Annotated in this window: 18 protein-coding genes; 13 read left to right on the top strand and 5 right to left on the bottom strand. The window is 40.9% G+C overall.

Going from position 1 to position 20,511, the window contains the following annotated elements; all coding sequences use genetic code 11:
- Positions 1-145 precede the first annotated feature (145 nt).
- Together QZ407_RS13315 and QZ407_RS13310 are read right to left on the bottom strand one after the other, a co-directional pair.
- Entirely contained in the window at positions 146-2,989 is a 2,844-nt protein-coding gene (locus tag QZ407_RS13315; protein WP_295771879.1) for a TonB-dependent receptor, read from the bottom strand.
- Positions 2,990-3,023: 34 nt separating this feature from the next.
- A complete protein-coding gene (locus QZ407_RS13310; protein ID WP_295771877.1) occupies positions 3,024-3,845 on the bottom strand; it encodes a hypothetical protein in 822 nt (273 codons plus the stop codon).
- Between the two features lie 293 nt (positions 3,846-4,138).
- Between QZ407_RS13310 and QZ407_RS13305 the strand changes: the two genes are divergently transcribed.
- Entirely contained in the window at positions 4,139-4,834 is a 696-nt protein-coding gene (locus QZ407_RS13305) for a hypothetical protein (RefSeq protein ID WP_295771875.1), read from the top strand.
- A 36-nt stretch (positions 4,835-4,870) separates the two neighbouring features.
- On the opposite strand, the gene QZ407_RS13300 is transcribed toward QZ407_RS13305, so the two are convergent.
- Both QZ407_RS13300 and QZ407_RS13295 read right to left on the bottom strand, forming a co-directional pair.
- Positions 4,871-5,377, bottom strand: coding sequence for a peptidylprolyl isomerase (locus QZ407_RS13300; RefSeq protein ID WP_157541984.1), 507 nt, complete (start codon positions 5,375-5,377; stop codon positions 4,871-4,873).
- A 25-nt stretch (positions 5,378-5,402) separates the two neighbouring features.
- On the bottom strand, positions 5,403-7,415 hold the full coding sequence (locus QZ407_RS13295; protein ID WP_295771873.1) for a thioredoxin domain-containing protein: 2,013 nt from the start codon (positions 7,413-7,415) through the stop codon (positions 5,403-5,405).
- Between the two features lie 259 nt (positions 7,416-7,674).
- Between QZ407_RS13295 and QZ407_RS13290 the strand changes: the two genes are divergently transcribed.
- From QZ407_RS13290 to QZ407_RS13280, 3 genes are all read left to right on the top strand, one after another.
- Complete coding sequence (locus QZ407_RS13290; protein WP_295771871.1) at positions 7,675-9,960, top strand: UvrD-helicase domain-containing protein; 2,286 nt, start codon at positions 7,675-7,677, stop codon at positions 9,958-9,960.
- A gap of 341 nt (positions 9,961-10,301) precedes the next feature.
- Positions 10,302-10,670 (top strand): helix-turn-helix transcriptional regulator, encoded by a 369-nt coding sequence (locus QZ407_RS13285; protein WP_295771868.1) that lies wholly within the window; start codon positions 10,302-10,304, stop codon positions 10,668-10,670.
- Between the two features lie 202 nt (positions 10,671-10,872).
- Complete coding sequence (locus QZ407_RS13280; RefSeq protein ID WP_295771866.1) at positions 10,873-11,172, top strand: hypothetical protein; 300 nt, start codon at positions 10,873-10,875, stop codon at positions 11,170-11,172.
- 35 nt (positions 11,173-11,207) lie between these two features.
- On the opposite strand, the gene QZ407_RS13275 is transcribed toward QZ407_RS13280, so the two are convergent.
- A complete protein-coding gene (locus QZ407_RS13275) occupies positions 11,208-12,650 on the bottom strand; it encodes a tetratricopeptide repeat protein (RefSeq protein ID WP_295771864.1) in 1,443 nt (480 codons plus the stop codon).
- 169 nt (positions 12,651-12,819) lie between these two features.
- On the opposite strand from QZ407_RS13275, the gene QZ407_RS13270 reads away from it, so the two are divergent.
- The 9 genes from QZ407_RS13270 (at position 12,820) to QZ407_RS13230 (ending at position 20,496) form a co-directional block, all read left to right on the top strand.
- On the top strand, positions 12,820-13,014 hold the full coding sequence (locus QZ407_RS13270) for a hypothetical protein (protein ID WP_295771862.1): 195 nt from the start codon (positions 12,820-12,822) through the stop codon (positions 13,012-13,014).
- 45 nt (positions 13,015-13,059) lie between these two features.
- Positions 13,060-13,266, top strand: coding sequence for a hypothetical protein (locus QZ407_RS13265; RefSeq protein WP_295771861.1), 207 nt, complete (start codon positions 13,060-13,062; stop codon positions 13,264-13,266).
- A gap of 288 nt (positions 13,267-13,554) precedes the next feature.
- On the top strand, positions 13,555-14,922 hold the full coding sequence (locus QZ407_RS13260) for a dipeptidase (protein WP_295771858.1): 1,368 nt from the start codon (positions 13,555-13,557) through the stop codon (positions 14,920-14,922).
- A 117-nt stretch (positions 14,923-15,039) separates the two neighbouring features.
- Positions 15,040-15,165, top strand: coding sequence for a hypothetical protein (locus QZ407_RS13255; protein ID WP_295771856.1), 126 nt, complete (start codon positions 15,040-15,042; stop codon positions 15,163-15,165).
- A 97-nt stretch (positions 15,166-15,262) separates the two neighbouring features.
- Positions 15,263-16,609, top strand: coding sequence for a deoxyguanosinetriphosphate triphosphohydrolase (locus QZ407_RS13250; RefSeq protein ID WP_295771905.1), 1,347 nt, complete (start codon positions 15,263-15,265; stop codon positions 16,607-16,609).
- A 284-nt stretch (positions 16,610-16,893) separates the two neighbouring features.
- Positions 16,894-17,628 (top strand): DUF4290 domain-containing protein, encoded by a 735-nt coding sequence (locus tag QZ407_RS13245; RefSeq protein ID WP_295771855.1) that lies wholly within the window; start codon positions 16,894-16,896, stop codon positions 17,626-17,628.
- 229 nt (positions 17,629-17,857) lie between these two features.
- Complete coding sequence (gene murA, locus QZ407_RS13240) at positions 17,858-19,165, top strand: UDP-N-acetylglucosamine 1-carboxyvinyltransferase (RefSeq protein ID WP_295771853.1); 1,308 nt, start codon at positions 17,858-17,860, stop codon at positions 19,163-19,165.
- 93 nt (positions 19,166-19,258) lie between these two features.
- Positions 19,259-19,612, top strand: a complete 354-nt coding sequence (locus QZ407_RS13235) for an MFS transporter (RefSeq protein ID WP_295771851.1) — start codon at positions 19,259-19,261, stop codon at positions 19,610-19,612.
- A gap of 179 nt (positions 19,613-19,791) precedes the next feature.
- On the top strand, positions 19,792-20,496 hold the full coding sequence (locus tag QZ407_RS13230; RefSeq protein ID WP_365335302.1) for an MFS transporter: 705 nt from the start codon (positions 19,792-19,794) through the stop codon (positions 20,494-20,496).
- The last annotated feature ends 15 nt before the right edge of the window (positions 20,497-20,511 follow it).

The following is a 20,511-nucleotide window of genomic DNA, read 5'->3' as shown; positions in this document are numbered from 1 at the left end:
CAGTGGCGAAATTATGTTTTTTAGCCCGTACACCGTATAACCACAATAAATATTTACAGCCCATACACAATGTTATTTAATGTAAAAAGCCGCAGATGAGTAATATATCCTCGTCTGCGGCTTAAAACGATTAGTATCTGCCTGTTTAAAAAAAGCTACCATCGCCACGGCGGCGCATTGGTCTGCCGTTACGCATAGGCGTTCCGCTCCATTTTTGCAAATTGGTGCGTACGCTAAACATAAAGTACCTGCTTAATGCGTTTGACAGCGTATTGGTAAAGCCATTATCGTTAATCACCTGGTTGGTAAAGTTGTTTTGCTTAAGCAAGTCAAATACCTGCAGGCGGAAAGTAAGGTTGCGTTTTGCTAAAAAGTTCTTTTCTACATAGGCATTTATTACCAACGGATTGCTGCTGTAACCTTGCTGACTTACAAAGTTTTTGCTGGCATCGTAACCAATGGTCAGTGAGCCTTCTTTGAGTAGAAAGAATCGACCGTCAATAGCAAGCGCGGTACGACGTATGCTGGTTGTTTTAGTATCTGATACAATGAGGAAGGTTTTGGTGTAATCATAAGAAATAAACGGGTTTACCTCCATCCACTCGTTAGGATTAATGCGTGGCCCAAACCTTTGATTTATCCTCCATCCGTTGCTGGTGGTTGGTAAATTATCAACCATAGCCAGCGTATGATTATAACTCACACTACCATTTAAAGCCAGGTTGTATTTACGGTCGGCCAGTTGCTTTGATAAGGTGTAATTACCGCCAATGCTATATGATCCACTGATGTTAACGTAATTGGTTTGATTAATAAACGCCTTTTTCTCCGGGTCTAACGGGTCAATGATCCTTACGTTGTTTGTAGTAATTTGATTTTGAACGCTTGTACCATATAAGTTGGCACCAATGGTAAACCTTGAGTTTGACAAATAATTATTGTAGCGTGCATTTATAGTGTGCCTGAACGCAACTTTGAGGTTAGGATTACCAACAATAGGGTTTGAACGGTTTGACGAATCAACAATTGGCTGTATTTGATTAAAACTTGGCTCTTGCGGGGCACCTGTATAATTTATTGAAGCCCTGTGCTGCCTTGACCATGCATACTCGAAACGGGCAATTGGAATAATAAAGAAATTATTACGACTGGTTTCGATACCGCCCCGGCTTACATTTGTACCTGAAAGGTTGGTAGGTACCGCCGTAACGCCAAAAGACATGTTAAACTTGGTTTGATTGTACCTGTAATTTAACGCCATGCGGCTTTCAGTGAATGAATAATTGAAAATGTTATTGAGGTTGCTGCTTAATGCTACACGGTTCCCGGCCGGTGTAATGCTGTCAATCACAGCGTTGTTATCATAAGCACGCCTGTTTATTTGAGCATTAAATTCCAACTGCGATTTCTGACTTAAAGGCTCCACATAAGTTATACTTGTACGGAAGTTGCGTGTTAAATTATCGCGGGTTGTTAAACGGTGTGTGTTTAAATCACGCGTAACATTACCTAATGAATCTTTAAACAGCGTGTTGTTATCATTTTCGGTACTTTGCTGCTGGTTACTGCGGGTATAGCTTAATTGTACAGAGGCGTTCCTGCGCGGTTTTTTAAATATGTGCTGGTAAAACACAATACCACCGTAATTAGGCGTAGAGTTATCACTTATGCCCCTGCCGGTGTTATCCTGAAAACGTAAACCTGTATCAAACCTGTTTGAAAAGCTATTGGCAACAGCATTGCTGAGCGAAAAACTTGGTGTCACCCGCAAAAAGTTAGCACTATCAATGCTATACTCCATTTCGAATGTAAAATTGTGATTCTTACTGTTGTTTTGCGATTCGCTGTTGCGCGTAAATATTAACGTATCAGACGATGTAACTCCACCTGGTAACCTGTTTTGGTAGTATGTTTGACCGTAGCTGTTATTAATTGAATTTACGTTATTAAAGTTGTACCTATAATTTAAGTTAACTTCAATTTTTTTCCCCCACTGATCGCGGTACGTTATTGAAGGGCTGCCCGATGTAGTTGTACCTCCGCTGCCACCACCGCCACCGGCATTACCGCCACCCTGGCCAATGCCACGCCCGCCATCAGCCCCGCCTGCAATACCACTTGAGGCTACACCGTTTACAGTATTGCGTAAATTTCCGCTAACGTTAAGCACTTTATTGCCGTTTATGCGCCTAAGGTCAATGTTGGTTTCATACCGCTCGTTATTTCCGGCACCTGCATTTATACGTGCTGTATTACCAACTGAACGGTCGGCACGGGTGGTGATGTTAAGGATCTTTTGCGGGTCTCCGTCTTTAATTCCTGTACGGGCGGCCTGATCGCCGTAGTCATCAACTACCTGAATTTTCTCAACTATATCGGCACCTAAGGTTTGTATAGCCCGCGCCAAATCTCCTCCGGCGTAGTCTTTTCCATTAAGTTTAGCTTTGGTTACCTGTTGGCCCTGGTGCGTAACAGAACCATCGCTGCCTACCTCCATGCCTTCCATTTTTTTCAATAACTCATCTACTGTTGCATTAGGGCGCACTTTGTAATCACTGGCCCGGTATTCAACCGTATCAGTTTTGTAAGTTATGGTTGGGCCTTTGACTTCTACTGCTGCCAACTGGTTAGCTTGCACACCTAATACAAAAGGATCAAGCACCAGGCGTGCAACAGCATCATTATTTAGCATGCGCTTAATTACAGGCTTGTAGCCTATACTCGTTATGCTGATAACGAAGGTAGCCGACTTTACGTTTTTAAAGACAAAGATTCCATCAGCATTGGTTGTGGTAGTTAAACTATCGGTGCCGGCCTTAAGCTTTACTGTTGCACCAATTATGGTATTATCGGTGCTGTCTTTTACTATACCGCTAACCTCGCGTACGGCTAAAGGGGGCTTGCTGTTGCCACCTTGCCGCGCCGGGAGCTGAGCAAAAACAGTAGCTGTACACAGCAGTAAAAAAATAAAGAGTACTGTATGTTTCATGTGATAAGGTTTCAATGCAAAATAACAGATAAGCTTAAGGTTTAGCCAGCTTATACTTTCCCCAAAAATCAGTTGGTGATATTAAGTCCATCATTGTATCGCCAAAAGCGCCGCCGCCACTAATAGAAATATTTCCGCCAAAATTTCCGCCACCATTGCCTCCGGGTCTTCCCTCACCGCGCTCACGGTTGCCGCCAAACTGCATTCCATTCAGCTTTATATTATAGGCCAATTCCGTAGCATTGCCGGCGTTTAACTCAAGCAATTTTAATGGCACTGCAAGTTCATAATAGAGATTCCCCTTCGAATCGAAGTTTATGCCGGTTTTAACACCATCGGTGTTGTAAATTGATATAAGGGTATCAGTAATTTGTTTAACACCAATAACACTTATTTCCTTAGCCGCAGCTACCATTTGTTTCCTCGAGCTTACTAGTGCTGCCGTATCAACGTTAATATTGGTACCTCTACCACCAAAGCGCATACCCCTGAAGCCACCTCCGTTTTTGCCTTGTAGCGGATACTGAATTTGCACTGCATCTTTCTCCTTCTTTTTACCGTCTTTGTTTATGGTGAACGTTAATCCACCTGCCAAAAGCTTATTGATGTTTTGATTATCGGTGCAGGTAAGAACCAGGTAAAGATTATTAGCATCGTTTGCCAATGTATAGCGCAAGGTGGTGGCTTTATTATAAGCAGGCAAATTACCCCATTCGGTTGTCTTGCCGTCAACTTTTACTGTTGACGGTGCTTTTACTCCTGATGAAATGTCAGAATTTTGAGCATACAGACTGTTGTTAATGCCTGTACAGCACAAAAAGGCAACAAGCGGCGCTACTATGTTTTTTAATTGCATATCTTAAGGTTGTTGATGTATAGCGGGTACGACTGCACAGGCAGACGAGGGTTTATTATAAAGTATAAATGTTACAATAGATGTTTATATGGTTGCAACTACAAATTTAGTACGCATATGGAAATTATAATGAGGCAATTGGTAATAAATTCAATACATTATATTACAGCACAATTATGTTACACAATAATATAATGACTGAAACTTAGCTCTTGCTGCTGTTGTTATATTTGCGACTTAACGATATCAAATAACAGAGGTCTAACAACCTTATTATTCTAATATTTTAAATTGTGAAACTATTCTACACAATCATACTTTCCTTTATTATACTGAATGTTTTTGCACAGGAAACAGTTGAGCGCAGCAGAAAACTTACTCCGGGTGTAACCGAACGTTACCGCGTGCTTAAATCTGATTACTCTGTTCTGAACGGTCAGTATGCCGCTTACTTGAAAAAAACGCTTATTGCCGCCGGTTTATATGACCATAACCAAAAAAAAGCTACCTGGACATTTTTTGATAAAAAGGGCAAACTTACACAACGTTATAATTACGACAGGGACAGCCTGATTTACGAAGCTGCGCCAGACAGTAATCAACATATAATGTATATTGTTGATGACTCACTAAACAACAATCCTCGTTTTACCAGGCCAATACGTGTTGGTGGTAGTTACTATGGGTTTTTGAACTATGTAAATTTAGTGCGCTTACCCAAAGATTATTGGAGCATAAGTAATGACATGGCTTCTGTTACCATGGAGCTTTTGATAAGTCCTTACGGGAGACTCGCAGAATTCAAAGTGCGCATTAAACCTGCAAGGCCGGTACCTTACCAAGACGATGCACTACTAAATCTCAATATTAAGCTTTTGAGTGATGAAGATAAAGTATTTGTACCGGCAACGCTCAACAACGAACGCGTAGCGGTAAGAATGGTAATACCCTGCAGGTTTACCGGGGCCGACCGGCTGGAGATGTTATAAAATAAAAAAGCCGCTTAAATTAAGCGGCTTTTTTATTTAGTGCTGGTGATGACCGTCGGGTCCGTGAGCATGGCCATGAGCCAACTCTTCAGGATTTGCCGGACGAACGTTAATGATTTCGCCTTTAAAGTGCAGTTCCTGACCTGCCATAGGGTGGTTTAGGTCAACAATAACCGAATCTTCGGCAATTGACACTACCTGACCCTGGAAACGGTTACCCTGGTTATCCTGTAAAGGTAATATTGATCCAACTTCAGGTAGTTCGGCACCTTCACCTTCAAACATTTCTTTAGGCAGGTTGGCTACTGCCTCATCGTTATATTCGCCATAAGCGTCTTCGGCGCTTAGTTTAAAGTCAAAACTATCACCTGTTGACAGTGTGCTCAGGTTCTCTTCAAAACGTGGCAACATTTGGCCGGCGCCATATAAAAATGTTAATGGCTGTTCCTGGGTTGCGCTCTCAACCAAGCCTTCTTGTCCGTCTTCCTGGTTAACATACAAATCGTAAGTTAACGATACGACGTGTTGTGATTCAATTTTCATTGGATAATTGTTTAATAATGTAAAGCTACGAAAGCCATATTTGTTTTACAGCTTCGGCCGCCGACAGGGCCGGCAATCCGCAGGTTTTGTCTTTGCAAACAAAAATGCGGGTGTCTTCTCCCGTTCTGTTTTGCAGTAAAGGTAAGTTTTCCTCGTTACCGCCCAACATAATTTTATCAGGAATATAAAATTGTTCCATCTCGGCACGCATATCATCAGCATCGTTACCTGTAATGGCTACTTCATATAAGCCGCTTATTTCCTCAAGCAACAACAAACACCAGTTTGAGTACGACGATCCGTATTTACCCATGAAAGGCATTACGTTGCGCAGCAGCTGCGCCGATATCTCTTCATATCTGCTTATCTCATACAACATACCCAACCGTTTAAGGTTACGTGCCATTACTGAATTGGATGAAGAAATTACACCATCCATTATTTCACTTTTGCGGGCTATCAGCTGCTCATCGTCTGCAGCGGTATAAAAGAACATGCCATCAACTTCGTTAAGATAGAGTTCAATCGCTTTATCGGCCAGGTCACGGGCCACTGTCAACCATTGAAAGTCAAAAGTAACCTCGTATAGTGCAAGGTAGGCTTCTATCACATTGGCATAATCATCTAAAAAGGCTACAGGTTTTTCGTCTTGTGCATCTATTTTGTAAATACGTGTTAAACGACCATCAGCATTAATCAAATTTTGCTGAATGAATTTGGCATTATTTAGCGCTAACTGCAGATATGCCTCCTTATCAAAAACCCGGTAAGCCTCGCACAGGCCTTTAAGCATTAACCCGTTCCATGATGCCAGTATTTTATTATCTAGTCCTGGTCGGATGCGGGTGGCGCGCGCTTCAAATACTTTAAGTTTTGCTGCTGCTATAGCCGTTTGTAGCTCTTCGGTGGTCAAGCCCAAAGTTTTAGCCAAAAGGGCATCCTGCTCCTTGCGGTAGAATACGTTGGTATGCTCCTCCTCCCAATTTCCGTCATCAACTACGTGGTAGTAGATATAAAACAGATCGGCATCGTCACCTAAAATTTCTTCAATTTCGGGTTTTGTAAAAGTATAAAACTTGCCCTCCACTCCTTCGCTGTCAGCATCGAGTGCCGAGTAGAAGCCATAATCAGGTGAGGTCAATTCGCGTTCGGTAAAGTCAATGGTTTGCTCAACTACTTCCTTATATAAGTCGTTATTGCTCCACGCATAAGCTTCGGCATATAAACCTATAAGCTGCGCATTGTCATACAGCATTTTCTCAAAATGAGGCACATGCCATCGGCCATCAACCGAGTACCTGGCAAAGCCACCACCAATATGGTCATAAATACCACCAAACGCCATTTTATGTAAGGTAAGCTTAACCAACTGTGCAAGGCTGTCATCCTTAATGTGATGTGCGTAGCGCATCAAAAACAACCAGTTATTAGGCATCGGAAATTTAGGCGCCCGACCCATACCTCCTTCTGTGGCGTCCAGGTATTTTTTCCAGTTGGCAACAATGGTTTGTAAATCATTTAAATCGTATTCGGGCTCCTCAGTTATGAGCTTCACAGTTTCGTATTGCTGTATGCCCTCAGTAAGCCTTACTGCATACTCAATAGCTTCATCGGGCCGGTTGTAATAGAAATCGGCCAGGCTCATGAGTATGTTCATCCAATCGTGCTTTTGATAATAGGTGCCGCCGTAAATTGGTCGCTGATCGGGCAGGCAGATACAGTTAAGCGGCCAACCGCCACGATTCGTCATGAGTTGTATGGCACTCATATATATCTGGTCAACATCGGGGCGTTCTTCCCTATCTACTTTAATACATACAAAATGCTCATTCATTAATGCAGCAACTTCAGCATCTTCAAAACTTTCGTGCTCCATAACATGGCACCAGTGGCAAGCAGAATAACCAATACTTACCAGTATGAGCTTATTTTCATCTTTTGCCCGTTGTAAAGCCTCAGTACCCCATGGGTACCAGTCAACAGGGTTATTAGCGTGTTGCAGTAAGTATGGTGATGCTGAATTGGCGAGACGATTCATTTTAATTTTAGATTTTGGATGTCTTACGTCGGATTTATTTAAACCAGCCGGCTAAGCTAAAGGTTTTTCATGATTTCGGATTTATATGTTCAATTGCGAATTATGTTTAAACCCAAATTGCGTTAGGGCGACGTATTGGCACGAGTTAGGCCAACCTAAATCAGGGGAACGCAGCATGTTTTCACAAATTCATACAACTCTGCTTTCGCCTTTCAGCCCAAAGTTCTAATTTCGCAGTTTAACAGAAAGAGGAAAGATTTTGGATTATTTACAGGGATTAAATCCGCAGCAGAGGGCTGCCGCCGAGCAGATTAACGGACCGGTAATGATTATTGCAGGTGCCGGCTCGGGCAAAACGCGGGTTATTACCTACAGGGTGGCTCACCTTATACATACAGGCGTTGATCCGTTTAACATACTCGTGCTAACCTTTACTAACAAAGCCGCCAAAGAAATGCGCGAGCGTATAAGTAAGGTTATAGGTCCCGAGGCCAAAAACATCTGGATGGGAACCTTCCACTCCGTGTTTGCCAAAATATTAAGAGTTGAGGCTACTAAAATTGGCTACCCAAGTAATTTTACCATTTACGATACTGACGACAGCAAAAGCGTTTTAAGGGCAATTTTGAAAGAAATGAACCTTGATGATAAATTATACGCTCCAAATTATGTTTACGGGCGCATATCGGCTGCTAAAAATAACCTGGTTTCGTGGTCCGAGTATCAGCAAAACGAGCAAATACAAGCTGATGACTTTTCAAACGGTCGTGGTCATTTAGGTAAGGTTTATGAAATGTACGCCCAGCGCTGCTTTAAAAGCGGTGCCATGGACTTCGATGACCTTTTATTCCAAACCAACCGCCTGCTAAAAGAACATACTGACGTACTATACAAGTATCAGAATAAGTTTAAATACTTAATGGTAGATGAGTATCAGGATACCAACTTTTCGCAATACCTTATTGTAAAGAAACTTGCTGCCATTAATGAAAACCTTTGTGTAGTGGGTGATGATGCGCAAAGTATTTATGCTTTCCGTGGTGCAAACATCCAAAACATACTCAACTTCGAAAAGGATTACCCTGATTTGAAAGTGTTTAAGCTGGAGCAAAACTACCGCTCAACGCAAAACATTGTTAATGTTGCCAACAGCATCATATCAAACAATAAGGAGCAGCTTAAAAAGAACGTATTTTCAGAGAAAGATCACGGCGATAAAATAAAGGTGATACGTGCGTACAGTGATAATGAAGAAGGCAAGACTATTGCCGAAGCCATTATGCAAGACCGTAGCACAAAAGGTATGAAATGGAACGACTTTGCCATTTTATACCGCACCAACGCCCAGTCGCGTTCTATGGAGGAGGGTTTGCGTAAGCTAAACATTCCGTATAAAATTTATGGCGGCTTGTCGTTCTATCAACGTAAAGAGATTAAAGATCTGATTGCTTACTTCAGGCTAACCTTCAATCCAAATGACGAGGAAGCACTTAAGCGCGTTATCAATTATCCTAAACGTGCCATTGGTGATACAACTGTAGATAGAATTATTTTGGCCGCAGGTCAAAACGATACCACCCTTTGGGAAATTGTTAAAGAGCCGGCCAGGTATATTGATGGGCGTAGCACAGCCGCTGTAGCAACGTTCTCAACCCTTATACAAAGCTTTCAGGTAATTGCGCAAACGCTGAGCGCCTACGATGCAGCTTTGCATATTGCTCAGCATTCGGGTTTGTTGAAAGATTTATATGAAGACAAATCGGTTGAAGGTCTTAACCGCTATGAAAACATACAGGAGCTGTTGAACGGTATCAAAGAATTTTCGGAACGTGAAGATATTGAAGAGCGCGGTTTGGATATTTTTATGCAGGATGTGGCGTTGTTAACTAATGATGATAACGACAAAAACCCCAATGCCGATACGGTTTCATTGATGACCATACATGCATCTAAAGGACTTGAGTTCCCGCAGGTATATGTGGTTGGTTTAGAAGAAAACCTGTTCCCTTCACAAATGTCACTTAACTCGCGTACAGACCTGGAAGAGGAACGCCGCCTATTTTATGTAGCCGTTACCCGTGCCGAAAGTAAGTTGACTATAAGCTATGCTACATCACGCTTTAAATTCGGCACATTGATTAATTGCGAACCGAGCCGGTTTTTAGATGAAATTGATGCTCAGTACCTGGAATTAGATTTTAAGGCTAAACAGCAAACCGGTAATCCGTTTTTTGATGATGACCGCAAAGCATGGAATCGTAATAGTGATACGTTTTCGAAACCAAAGGCTGCTGCATCGCCAACGCCGACCAAAGTCAAAACTACATCGTTACTGGCTAAAGCGCACGTACCTTCAGCGGGCTTTGCCCCTTCTGACACTTCAAACCTGCAGGTAGGGATGGAAGTAGAGCATGAACGCTTTGGTTACGGTAAAGTTGTAAACCTTGAAGGCAATAAGCCCGATATAAAGGCTACTATATTTTTCAAAGAAATTGGTAACAAACAGCTATTACTAAAATTTGCCAAATTGCGAATAGTTAACTAACTACCTTAATGCATTTGCAAAAAAGGCCGCTATTTTGTAGCGGCTTTTTTAATTACACTACGTTTTCATTTTAATTAAATTTATTTACAGATAAATTATTATGCAAACCTGTGCATAAAACCCGATTTGCCGTTTAAGCAACAGCCGGTAAAAAGCACCCCACTTTGAGTAAATGCCCAATTCTGAATTCCCCGCATTTGTGGAATAATTTCAACACCTTTAACTGAAAGGATTATTCAGATTGCCTTTTTGTTACATTAATGCTAACTTTTGGTTGTTGGCATATGCTTTGAATTGTAAGCTGTAACACCCCTTTCCCCTTAGGTGTTTAAACTTTTTTTATGAGCCCATTAATTAACAACAAAGCGGTAAATTCAGTAGGAAATAACATCCGCACATTACGTCATCAACGTGGCTGGAGCCAGGAAGATGTAGCCAACAGGTTAGGTATATCTATTCCAGCATTTTCGAAAATCGAAACCGGTATTACCGATGTAAATCTTTCAAGATTAGAGCAAATTGCTAACATCTATGAAATTAGCGTAGTACAACTATTAGGTTTAGGCCTTACCGAAACGGAGAAACAGTATTCAAGCATGAGTGCTGCACAGAAAAAACTTTCAGACCGCGAGGCGGAGATTGCCGATTTGCAGCGCAAGGTAATTGAACTGTATGAAGAACTGCACAATAAAAGATCATATGCAGTATAAGAATATGATGTGTTAACAGATAGGCTTAACGCATTTTATATTTTAAAAAGGACATCAACTCATAGTACCGTATAAATTGGTTAAACGTAAGTTAAATACGTTTCGTAAAAATCAATTAATACGGTATTTTTATTTTTATTCATTCTAATTACCCTTTTGGAGTAATAATTGTGTCGTAATAGGCTGACTAAAACAGGTTATTATGACTAACTACTTGCTATCCACCTCAAATAATCAGCGCCAAAAACTGGGCACTATTCATGATCCGGATACAAAGCTCAAAATAACAGTTGTTGACTTGTTAACAGCGCCGTTTAAGCCAAGTAAAGGTGAGGTAAGATTTTTTGTAACCGATGGTGATACGCAACTTGCGTTTGAAACGCGTGGGTACAGTAAACATCGTAAAGTTTTGATATTGCAAATGATTGCCTGGTATTGCTTGTATTTAGGATTAATTGAAGCACAAATACACAGTACATTACCACTCTTGCACGCTAGCTGAATAAAGTAAGCAATTTTGTTGAGGATTATTTTTTATTACATACCGGCACGCTCAGGATTGTGCAGCATATCGCTCATGTCAATAATTTTATCGTCAATTTCAGATACACATTTAATCATCATCTGAATACATTCTTCCTGGCTTACCAACCCTTCCCTTTCCAGGTTCATTAATCCTTTAAGGGTTGCTATTGGCCCACGTACCTGGTGCGACAGATGTGAGGAATATTCTGAAAGTTTTTTATTTTTTAATTGCAAATCTTTAGTACGCTCATCAATTATCTCTTCTAAATGATGATTGATCCTGTCCAGATTATCTTTCTGGTTTGATATCTCAGCATTAAGCTCCGTAAGTTTTTTATTAGTTTCGGCCTTACGTTTTACGTTACTTGTTAGTAACACAATCACCACAATAAGCAGCGCTGCTAAAACAATGGTACCAATGGCAATACTCCGTTCATATTTTTGCCTGTCCGTAATACGCTCGTTCTCCCTCCTTAACTCTTCCTGCCGGTATTTAGCCTGAAACAGGGTTAAAGCAGCTGAGTTTCGGGATGCATATTCAATGCTGTCTTGTTTGTATATAGACTGCAGATGCAAAAGCGCACGTTCGTAGTTCTTTTGCTTAAGTTCAAGTAGGTATGAGTTATTCTCAAAATCCTTAAGCAACTTTTCGCTCTTGCTTAAAATAGCATAAGCACGCCCCTCTTGTAAACATTGGCGTGCCTTAGCATAATCACTTTCACTAATATAAATTTCAGCTAACGATAAATTGATTTGTGCTACCGGCGAGTTTAAATCCAATCCCTTAGCCAAGCTTAAAGAACTGTAGAGATATTCCTTGGCTTTATCGGTGTTTCCTATTGATGTGTAAACAACACCTAAGTTTTGCATGGCCGTTACTTTAAGTTCATCATTATCCAGCTTGTGAATAATTTGGTAACCCTTCATATAGTTGTTTAGCGCCTTATTATAATTTGCCTGTAACTGATAAACGTTACCCATATTCAGATATATAGACGCCAGGATATCAAGGTTGTCCAACTTAGCCGAATAATAAGAATCGCGGGCTTCATTCAAATACTCTAGACATTTATCATAATCAACATATTGGTATAAAGTGCTTATATTTAAATAAATACGAACTTCACCTATAGTATTATTTATCTTTTGGTAATTGGCTAATGCTTCAAAGTAGTTCTCAATAGCCTTCTCATTATTACCTAAATAATGCTCACCTAATCCCTTAATACGATAGGCTGCTGCTACGCCTTTAGTGAAGTTGATTTTTTTTGCCAATCGTAACGCCTTATCAGCATACTTTACGGTTTGCGTTGGGTCGGTAAGCCTTACATCAAAACCACGCCCTATAGTGCTCAACACCTCATTTGAATCTTGTTTGCTTGCTATATGATCGGGAAGTGCATATGCAACGCAACTTATCGCCAGCAACAATATAAGGGTGAAGAAATTTCTCATTAAACACATATTACGATAACCCAAAACAAATGTTTTAAATATAGTAACAAAGGGTACCAAAAATGAGCAAAAATTTTTTTTTTAATTTTTTTTTGAATGTATGAAAACTTAATTACTTTTGTAGTGTTGCTTTAGGTAACAGATATAAATAACTACAAAACAATTTTTTATGAAAAAGATTTTATTGATCGCCGCATTATTTGTTTCAACTGGTATCGTGTCATCATGTACTAAAGAAAAAGAAGTTGCTCCAACTGTAACTAAGGTAGCGGGTAACACTACTAACGATGATGACAATACTGAGATTGGTGGTGGTGGTTTAGGCACCGGTGATGGTGGTGTTGAGCGTCCGGGCAAACCGTGATAGAAGCTAAACAGTACAAATCCAGGTCATAACTTTAAAAAATTCATGAAACGGTTATTTATTTTATCTGCTTTAGTTATCACAGCGGGCGTCACAAATGCTTCGGCAACACCTGATGTCCGCGTAAAGCCGGGAACAGCTGCTAACACCACGGTTGCAGCTTTAAAACTGGCAGAAGCTAAAGCGGTATTAAGTAAAGCCAGTTCAAAAAGTGTAAAAGCCATACTAGGTACGGCTGATGGTGGCAGGTAATAACCTGTATTAACCATTGATTGCCTTGTTATTAAAGTTATAATTGGTATAGCTTTAGGTGTATATGCTGAGCATATTTTAGCCTTAAAGTTAAGTATTGTTTAATTATTGCGCAATAACATGTTTATAACTTTAGTCTTATTTACATAAGCGGGTTTAAACGTTGATTTGCAATTATTAATCTCTATCCTCATACGATGGATAAATTGATTAAGTTTTACCAGTAGTTTTGTAAACTACAGCCTGTTTAATAATCCTATATTTGCATCATTACCAAATGGGCAAAATATGCAAGTTATAAGACAGTATATTGAAGAGCATAAACAACGTATGCTCGATGAATTATTCGATTTGCTGCGTTTTCCATCGGTTAGCGCCGATCCGAAATACAAGGCTGATGTATTAAAAACAGCCGATTATACGGCAGCTAAACTGCGCGAAGCAGGTGCCGACAATGTGGAAGTTTGCCAAACGGCCGGCTATCCCATAGTATACGGCGAAAAAATTATTGATAGCACAAAGCCAACGGTTTTGGTATACGGGCACTATGATGTTCAACCACCCGATCCGCTTGAGCTTTGGGAAACCCCGCCGTTTGAACCTACAGTTCGTGACGGAAAGATATATGCCCGTGGTGCTTGTGATGATAAAGGCCAGTTTTACATGCATGTAAAGGCCTTTGAACTCATGATGCAAACCAATACCCTGCCATGCAACATAAAGTTTATGATTGAAGGCGAAGAAGAAGTTGGATCAAACAACCTGGGCATTTTTGTAAAGGAAAATAAGGAGCGGTTAAAGGCTGATGTTGTACTGATATCAGATACTTCAATGCTTAGCATGGAAACTCCATCTTTGGAAACAGGGTTAAGAGGCCTTTCATACCTTGAGGTTGAAGTTACCGGACCTAACCGCGATTTGCATTCAGGCGTTTATGGCGGTGCGGTAGCAAATCCGGCTACTATACTGGCGAAAATGATTGCCTCCCTGCACGACGAAAATAATCATATAACCATACCAGGTTTTTATGATGACGTTGTCGAACTTACAGACAACGAAAAAGACGCATTAAACTCAGCTCCTTACAATGAGGATGAGTATAAAAAAGATTTAGGTATTGACGAGGTTTGGGGCGAAAAGGGATACAGTACCTTTGAGCGTACCGGCACACGCCCTACTCTTGAAGTAAACGGAATTTGGAGCGGCTATATTGGTGAAGGCGCTAAAACAGTGTTGCCATCGAAAGCAAATGCTAAAATTTCGATGAGACTGGTACCCAACCAGGTTTCTGATAAAATCACACAGTTATTTACTGACCATTTCTCACTCATTGCTCCTCCTTACGTAAAGGTTAAAGTTACGCCTCATCATGGCGGTGAGCCTGTTGTTACACCAACCGATAGCGTGGCATACCAAGCCGCCCAAAAGGCAATTACCGAGGCATTTGGAGTTGAGCCTGTTCCAACCCGTGGCGGTGGCAGCATACCAATTGTAGCTTTGTTTGAAGCAGAGTTAGGTATTAAAACAGTGCTTATGGGCTTTGGTCTTGACAGTGATGCCTTGCACTCTCCTAACGAAAAATACGATATATTTAATTACTATAAAGGCATTGAGACTATACCGCTGTTTTACAAAAACTTTGCAGCGCTTAGTTAACTATACAACTAAAACGAATTTTAATTTGGGGTTTAAACTTTAGATGGTGAAAACTTTAAGCACGCATTTAACATTATTAAGTTAATATTTTGCTTGTTTAACTTAACACTAACAGTTATGCCTACGTCAAAGAAAAATTCAAAAAGCGAAGCTTCAAAAGAAATGAGAGATCCGAAAGCTTCAAAGCAAGAAAAAAGTGCCGCTGCTAAAGAAATGGCAAGCGACAACAAAAAAAAGAAATAGTGTATGCTATTTCCTTATAAACAAGCCGTGCTCACTAAAAGCGCGGCTTGTTTGTTTAGTGCTTTATTGAAATTCCTTGTAAATTGCCGGCATTATGATGCAATGGGAAAAGCTCATCTCGGCTAAACGATGGGGAATTGATAACGACGATGTTCAGGATCAGGATAAGGCACGCTCTCAGTTTCAGCGTGATTACGACCGGCTGATATTTTCTTCGCCCTTCCGTCGCCTGCAAAATAAAACGCAGGTATTTCCCCTGCCTGGAAGTGTTTTTGTTCATAATCGCCTTACCCATAGCCTCGAGGTTGCCAGTGTTGGCCGATCGTTAGGCGCTATATTTTACAACAACTTAAAAAAACAGGATAGCAAGTTAGACAAACGCCTGCCACTCATAAGTGAGGTTGGCAATATGGTTGCTGCAGCCTGCCTGGCACATGATATGGGCAACCCGGCTTTTGGTCATTCGGGCGAATCGGCTTTGTCAAGATATTTTACTGATGGTGACGGCAGTATTTATCGCTCTCGGCTTAGTGACGAGCAATGGCACGATTTTACGCATTTTGAAGGAAACGCTAATGCATTGCGCATACTTACACACCCTTTTAGCGGTAAGGGAAACGGTGCTTTTGCCTTAACTTATACCACGCTTGCATCCATAGTCAAATACCCATGCGACGCTATTGCCGGACATGTTAAAGGTAACATCCATCAAAAAAAGTATGGCTTTTTTCAGTCTGAACAAGCTAGCTTTCAAACTATTGCTACCGAGCTTGGTATGATTAAGGCTCATGATCACCCATTAATTTACAAACGGCATCCGCTTGTATACTTAGTTGAGGCGGCCGATGATATTTGCTACAACATTATTGACCTTGAAGATGCCCATCGACTTAAAATATTAACTTACGACAAGATAAAGGAGCTACTTATGCCACTTTGCAACAGTTTGCGCATGGGTAAATGGCTGGAAGACGAGTTTGAAGATGAAGATGCCAAAGTAAGCATTATGCGCGCCAAGGCAATAAACAATTTAATAACTGCCTGCTCTGAAGTATTCATGGAAAATCAGCAATCTATACTCAGCGGCAATTTCAACATGGGTTTAACTGATGCATTGCCTGAGCCATTTCAAACACCGTGGAAAACCATCAGTAAGATATCAGTTGAAAAAATATACAATTACCAATCAGTAGTGCAAATTGAGGTAGCCGGTTATAAAGTAATGGGTGGTTTATTGGAAGAATTTATACCTGCGGTAATGCATAATAACACGCACTATCATCAAAAACTGGTTAAGCTTATACCAAAGCAATTCATCACCAAAAACACTGATGTGTATTCAAAAATTCAGAGTGTGCTTGATTTTGTGTCTGGCATGACTGATCTATACGCAGTGGAACTGTACCGGAATATCAAAGGCATATCATTTCCGGCAATCCATTAGGTGTTCAACACCAAGCCTGCCGGTGCTCGCAGATCTTTATAACTAGTTAGTTAAAGCATTATTAAAGTATTTAATGTGCAGTGTGCAACGGCCTCTTTCGTGTTATTATAAAAAATTACATATTTGCAGCAATTATTTTAATCATACCCACACAAATTAGTTTATATTTGCGTTACCCGTATAAATAATACATTTATTAACTTATCAAATCGGGCGCTGCTTACATCCAATGCTTTTATTTAAAAAGTACAGCGCCGAACTAAAATTTTACTCAAAACAATTACATGGCTGCAAAAAATACGCCTGGAGAATTTGATTATAACTCAACCCGAAGCAAATTACTTTTAACCGAATATGGCCGCAATGTACAAAACATGGTTAAGTACATTGTAAACCTGCCTACCAAAGAAGAGCGTAACCGTTACGCAAACGTGGTTATTGAGCTTATGGGCTTTTTAAACCCGCACTTACGAGATGTGGCCGACTTTAAGCATAAATTATGGGATCACCTGCACATAATATCTGACTATAAAATTGATGTCGACTCTCCCTACCCTTTACCATCACCGGAAGCAATACACCTTAAACCCGAGCCGTTAGGCTACCCCAACCAGCGTATACGTTTCAAGCATTATGGTAAAACCATTGAACTGATGATTGCTAAGGCCAAAAGCATTGAAGAGCCGGCCCGCAAGCAACACATGGTACAAGCTATAGCCAATTTTATGAAAATGGCTTATGTACAGTGGAATAAAGACTCAGTAAGCGACGAAATCATTTTGAACGACCTTTATGAACTTTCAAAAGGTGAGCTTAAATTAGAAGATAATATCAACCTTAATAAGGTTGAGTACCGTACACCTGCTCAAAATTCGCGAAATAACAATCCGCGCAACAATCAGCAAAACCGTGGCGGTGGGCAGCAAAACCGTGGCGGTGGGCAGCAAAACCGCGGTGGTGGCCAACAAAACCGTAACAATAATCAAAACCGCAACAACGGCGGCTCAAGGAAATATTAACAAATTAAAATCAAGAGCTAAGAGCCAGGAACCAAGATTTCTATATAGGGTCTTAGTTTTTGGCTCTTTTTATTGAGAGGACAATCGCTTCCCTTATTTTTCCACCTTGGTTCTTGCCTGTTATCCTTGTCTCTCTGTTAAAAGCTCTTGTTTCTTGCTACTCTTTTAAACATCTTTGCAAACAAAATAAACCGGTGATAGTGTCTGTTAAACACTATATAAATTTTTTATGAAGAATGCTTTCGAAATTGTAGGTGGTAAAAAACTTAAAGGCGAAATTACACCTCAGGGTGCAAAGAACGAAGCCTTGCAAATCATATCGGCCGTATTATTAACCGCCGATAAGATAACCATCAGCAACATACCTGATATAAAAGACGTTAATAAGCTTATTGAATTACTTGGCGACATGGGCGTTAAAATTGAGCGCCTTGCTCCTGATACCTATACTTTTGAGGCAAGTAACATTAATCTTGATTTTTTCCAATCAGCCGAATTTAAAGCCAAAGGTGGCAGCCTGCGCGGTTCAATCATGATTGTTGGTCCGTTGCTGGCCCGCTTTGGTAAAGCCTCCATACCTAAACCAGGCGGAGATAAAATTGGTCGCCGCAGGTTAGATACCCACTTCCTAGGATTTGAAAAACTGGGCGCGCGCTTTGATTACAACCCGGAGGACGGTTTTTTCCGCGTTGATGCATCAGACCTTAAAGGCACTTACATTTTACTTGACGAAGCCTCTGTAACCGGCACAGCCAATATTGTTATGGCAGCAGTACTGGCTAAAGGCACAACCACCATTTACAATGCAGCCTGCGAACCCTACCTGCAACAACTTTGTAAGATGCTTAACCGCATGGGGGCAAAAATTACAGGCATTGGTTCTAACCTTTTGACAATTGAGGGTGTTACCGAACTGCATGGCACAGAACACCGCATGCTGCCCGATATGATTGAGATTGGATCATTCATTGGTTTGGCCGCCATGACCGGTTCTGAAATTACTATTAAAGACGTTCAGTATAAAGAGCTTGGTATCATACCAGATGTTTTCAAACGTTTGGGTATCAAAATGGAACTGCGTGGTGACGATATCTTCATCCCCTCACAAGACCATTATGAAATTGAAACCTTTATCGATGGTTCAATTATGACCATCGCTGATGCACCATGGCCGGGCTTTACCCCCGATTTGCTGAGCATCGTACTTGTTATTGCCGTACAGGCTAAAGGATCGGTGCTTATTCATCAGAAAATGTTTGAAAGCCGCCTGTTCTTTGTAGATAAATTGTTAGACATGGGCGCGCAAATTATTCTTTGTGACCCGCACCGCGCCACAGTTATCGGTTTAGATAATCAGGTTAAATTGCGTGGTATTTCCATGACCTCTCCTGACATTCGTGCGGGCGTGTCGTTGCTTATAGCCGCATTATCTGCACAAGGTAAATCAACCATCTACAACATTGAGCAAATTGAACGCGGCTATCAACACATTGACGAGCGACTAAAAGCACTGGGCGCTGATATAACTCGTATCTGATCAAACTAACAGATACATTGTAATAAAAACCACTGCTTGTTCACCATCAGGCAGTGGTTTTTTTGTTTTTACCTATTCTAACTTCACATAAGCATGCTTAACAAGGTATTCAACCTTTACAAAACGGCTTATAGCGGCCTTGCCCGCAGTAGCTGGTATTTATCATTGGTATTGCTGGTAAACCGCAGTGGTACCATGGTACTGCCGTTCATGACAATTTACTGTACGCAACATCTGCACTTCACTATTGCAGAGGCAGGTATTGTAATGTCAATGTTTGGCTTTGGCTCGCTTGCCGGGGCATTCCTGGGTGGCAAGCTTACCGACAGGTACGGCTTTTACGACGTGCAATTTGGTGCATTGCTTATCGGTGGCATATTGTTCTTAATTCTTGGATTTCAGCAAAATTTGGTTGGCGTTTGCATCAACTCATTTATTCTAAGTTAATGCAATGATGCCTTCAGACCGGCCAATTCAACTGCTGTAGCGCATTACAGCACAACGGAAACGCGCACACGGTCTTACTCATTAAACCGGCTTGCAGTAAATTTGGGTTGGGCCGTTGGTGGTTTAATAGCATCGGTAAACTACAGTCTGTTGTTTTGGGTTGATGGTTTCACTAACATATTTTCGCTCTGCTGCTTATTAAACTGATGCCACGTTCGGGTGCAATTAAAGGCCTAGCCAGTGAAGTAACACATACTGTCAAGGCAGCATCAGCCTATAAAGATGTGCCTTACCTGCTGTTCCTGCTTTTTACTACATTGTTTGCAACTTGCTTTTTTCAGCTTTTTACTATACAGCCGGTTTTTTTTAAAACGCAATGGCACTATAATGAAATGTTCATAGGCATGCTAATGTCAATGAACGGTTTGCTAATCATTCTTATTGAAATGGTTTTAGTGCATAAACTTGATGGAAGGCGTCATCCATTGGTGTACATACCCTTCGGTGTGTTACTTACGGGCGCAGGGTTTGTCCTAACTGATATTTTACCAGGGGTTGCGTTTGCAGGAGTAATAATTATAGTTTTTTTAACCATGGGCGAAATTTTAAGTATGCCGTTTATGAACGCCTTTTGGATATCAAGGGCCGGAGATGGTAATACCGGGCAATACGCCGGGCTGTATAGCATGGCGTGGTCAACCGCACAAATTGTAGCACCTGCAATGGGTAGCTTTTTAGTTGATTTTAACGGCTATAGTTTTTTGTGGTGGGCACTTGGGCTTATAAGTATTGTATCGGCTACGGGTTTAGCCGCATTATATTATTATCGCTTTAAACCGAAATGCGGTAACGTAATAAAAGCGGCTGATGTAAACCCAACGTAAGTTAAATGGTTAAGT

The sequence above is a fragment of the uncultured Mucilaginibacter sp. genome, assembly GCF_913773635.1.
Taxonomy (GTDB): Bacteria; Bacteroidota; Bacteroidia; order Sphingobacteriales; family Sphingobacteriaceae; genus Mucilaginibacter.
Note: the sequence above shows the minus strand (reverse complement) of the source record. Positions and strands in the feature narration are given on the sequence as shown.

Coding starts and splice junctions, on each gene's coding strand:
- QZ407_RS13315 (WP_295771879.1), bottom strand. CDS start 2,989: ATGAAACATACAGTACTCTTTATTTTTTTACTGCTGTGTACAGCTACT.
- QZ407_RS13310 (WP_295771877.1), bottom strand. CDS start 3,845: ATGCAATTAAAAAACATAGTAGCGCCGCTTGTTGCCTTTTTGTGCTGT.
- QZ407_RS13300 (WP_157541984.1), bottom strand. CDS start 5,377: ATGAAAATTGAATCACAACACGTCGTATCGTTAACTTACGATTTGTAT.
- QZ407_RS13295 (WP_295771873.1), bottom strand. CDS start 7,415: ATGAATCGTCTCGCCAATTCAGCATCACCATACTTACTGCAACACGCT.
- QZ407_RS13285 (WP_295771868.1), top strand. CDS start 10,302: ATGAGCCCATTAATTAACAACAAAGCGGTAAATTCAGTAGGAAATAAC.
- QZ407_RS13280 (WP_295771866.1), top strand. CDS start 10,873: ATGACTAACTACTTGCTATCCACCTCAAATAATCAGCGCCAAAAACTG.
- QZ407_RS13275 (WP_295771864.1), bottom strand. CDS start 12,650: ATGAGAAATTTCTTCACCCTTATATTGTTGCTGGCGATAAGTTGCGTT.
- QZ407_RS13270 (WP_295771862.1), top strand. CDS start 12,820: ATGAAAAAGATTTTATTGATCGCCGCATTATTTGTTTCAACTGGTATC.
- QZ407_RS13265 (WP_295771861.1), top strand. CDS start 13,060: ATGAAACGGTTATTTATTTTATCTGCTTTAGTTATCACAGCGGGCGTC.
- QZ407_RS13260 (WP_295771858.1), top strand. CDS start 13,555: ATGCAAGTTATAAGACAGTATATTGAAGAGCATAAACAACGTATGCTC.
- QZ407_RS13255 (WP_295771856.1), top strand. CDS start 15,040: ATGCCTACGTCAAAGAAAAATTCAAAAAGCGAAGCTTCAAAAGAAATG.
- QZ407_RS13250 (WP_295771905.1), top strand. CDS start 15,263: ATGCAATGGGAAAAGCTCATCTCGGCTAAACGATGGGGAATTGATAAC.
- QZ407_RS13245 (WP_295771855.1), top strand. CDS start 16,894: ATGGCTGCAAAAAATACGCCTGGAGAATTTGATTATAACTCAACCCGA.
- murA (WP_295771853.1), top strand. CDS start 17,858: ATGAAGAATGCTTTCGAAATTGTAGGTGGTAAAAAACTTAAAGGCGAA.
- QZ407_RS13235 (WP_295771851.1), top strand. CDS start 19,259: ATGCTTAACAAGGTATTCAACCTTTACAAAACGGCTTATAGCGGCCTT.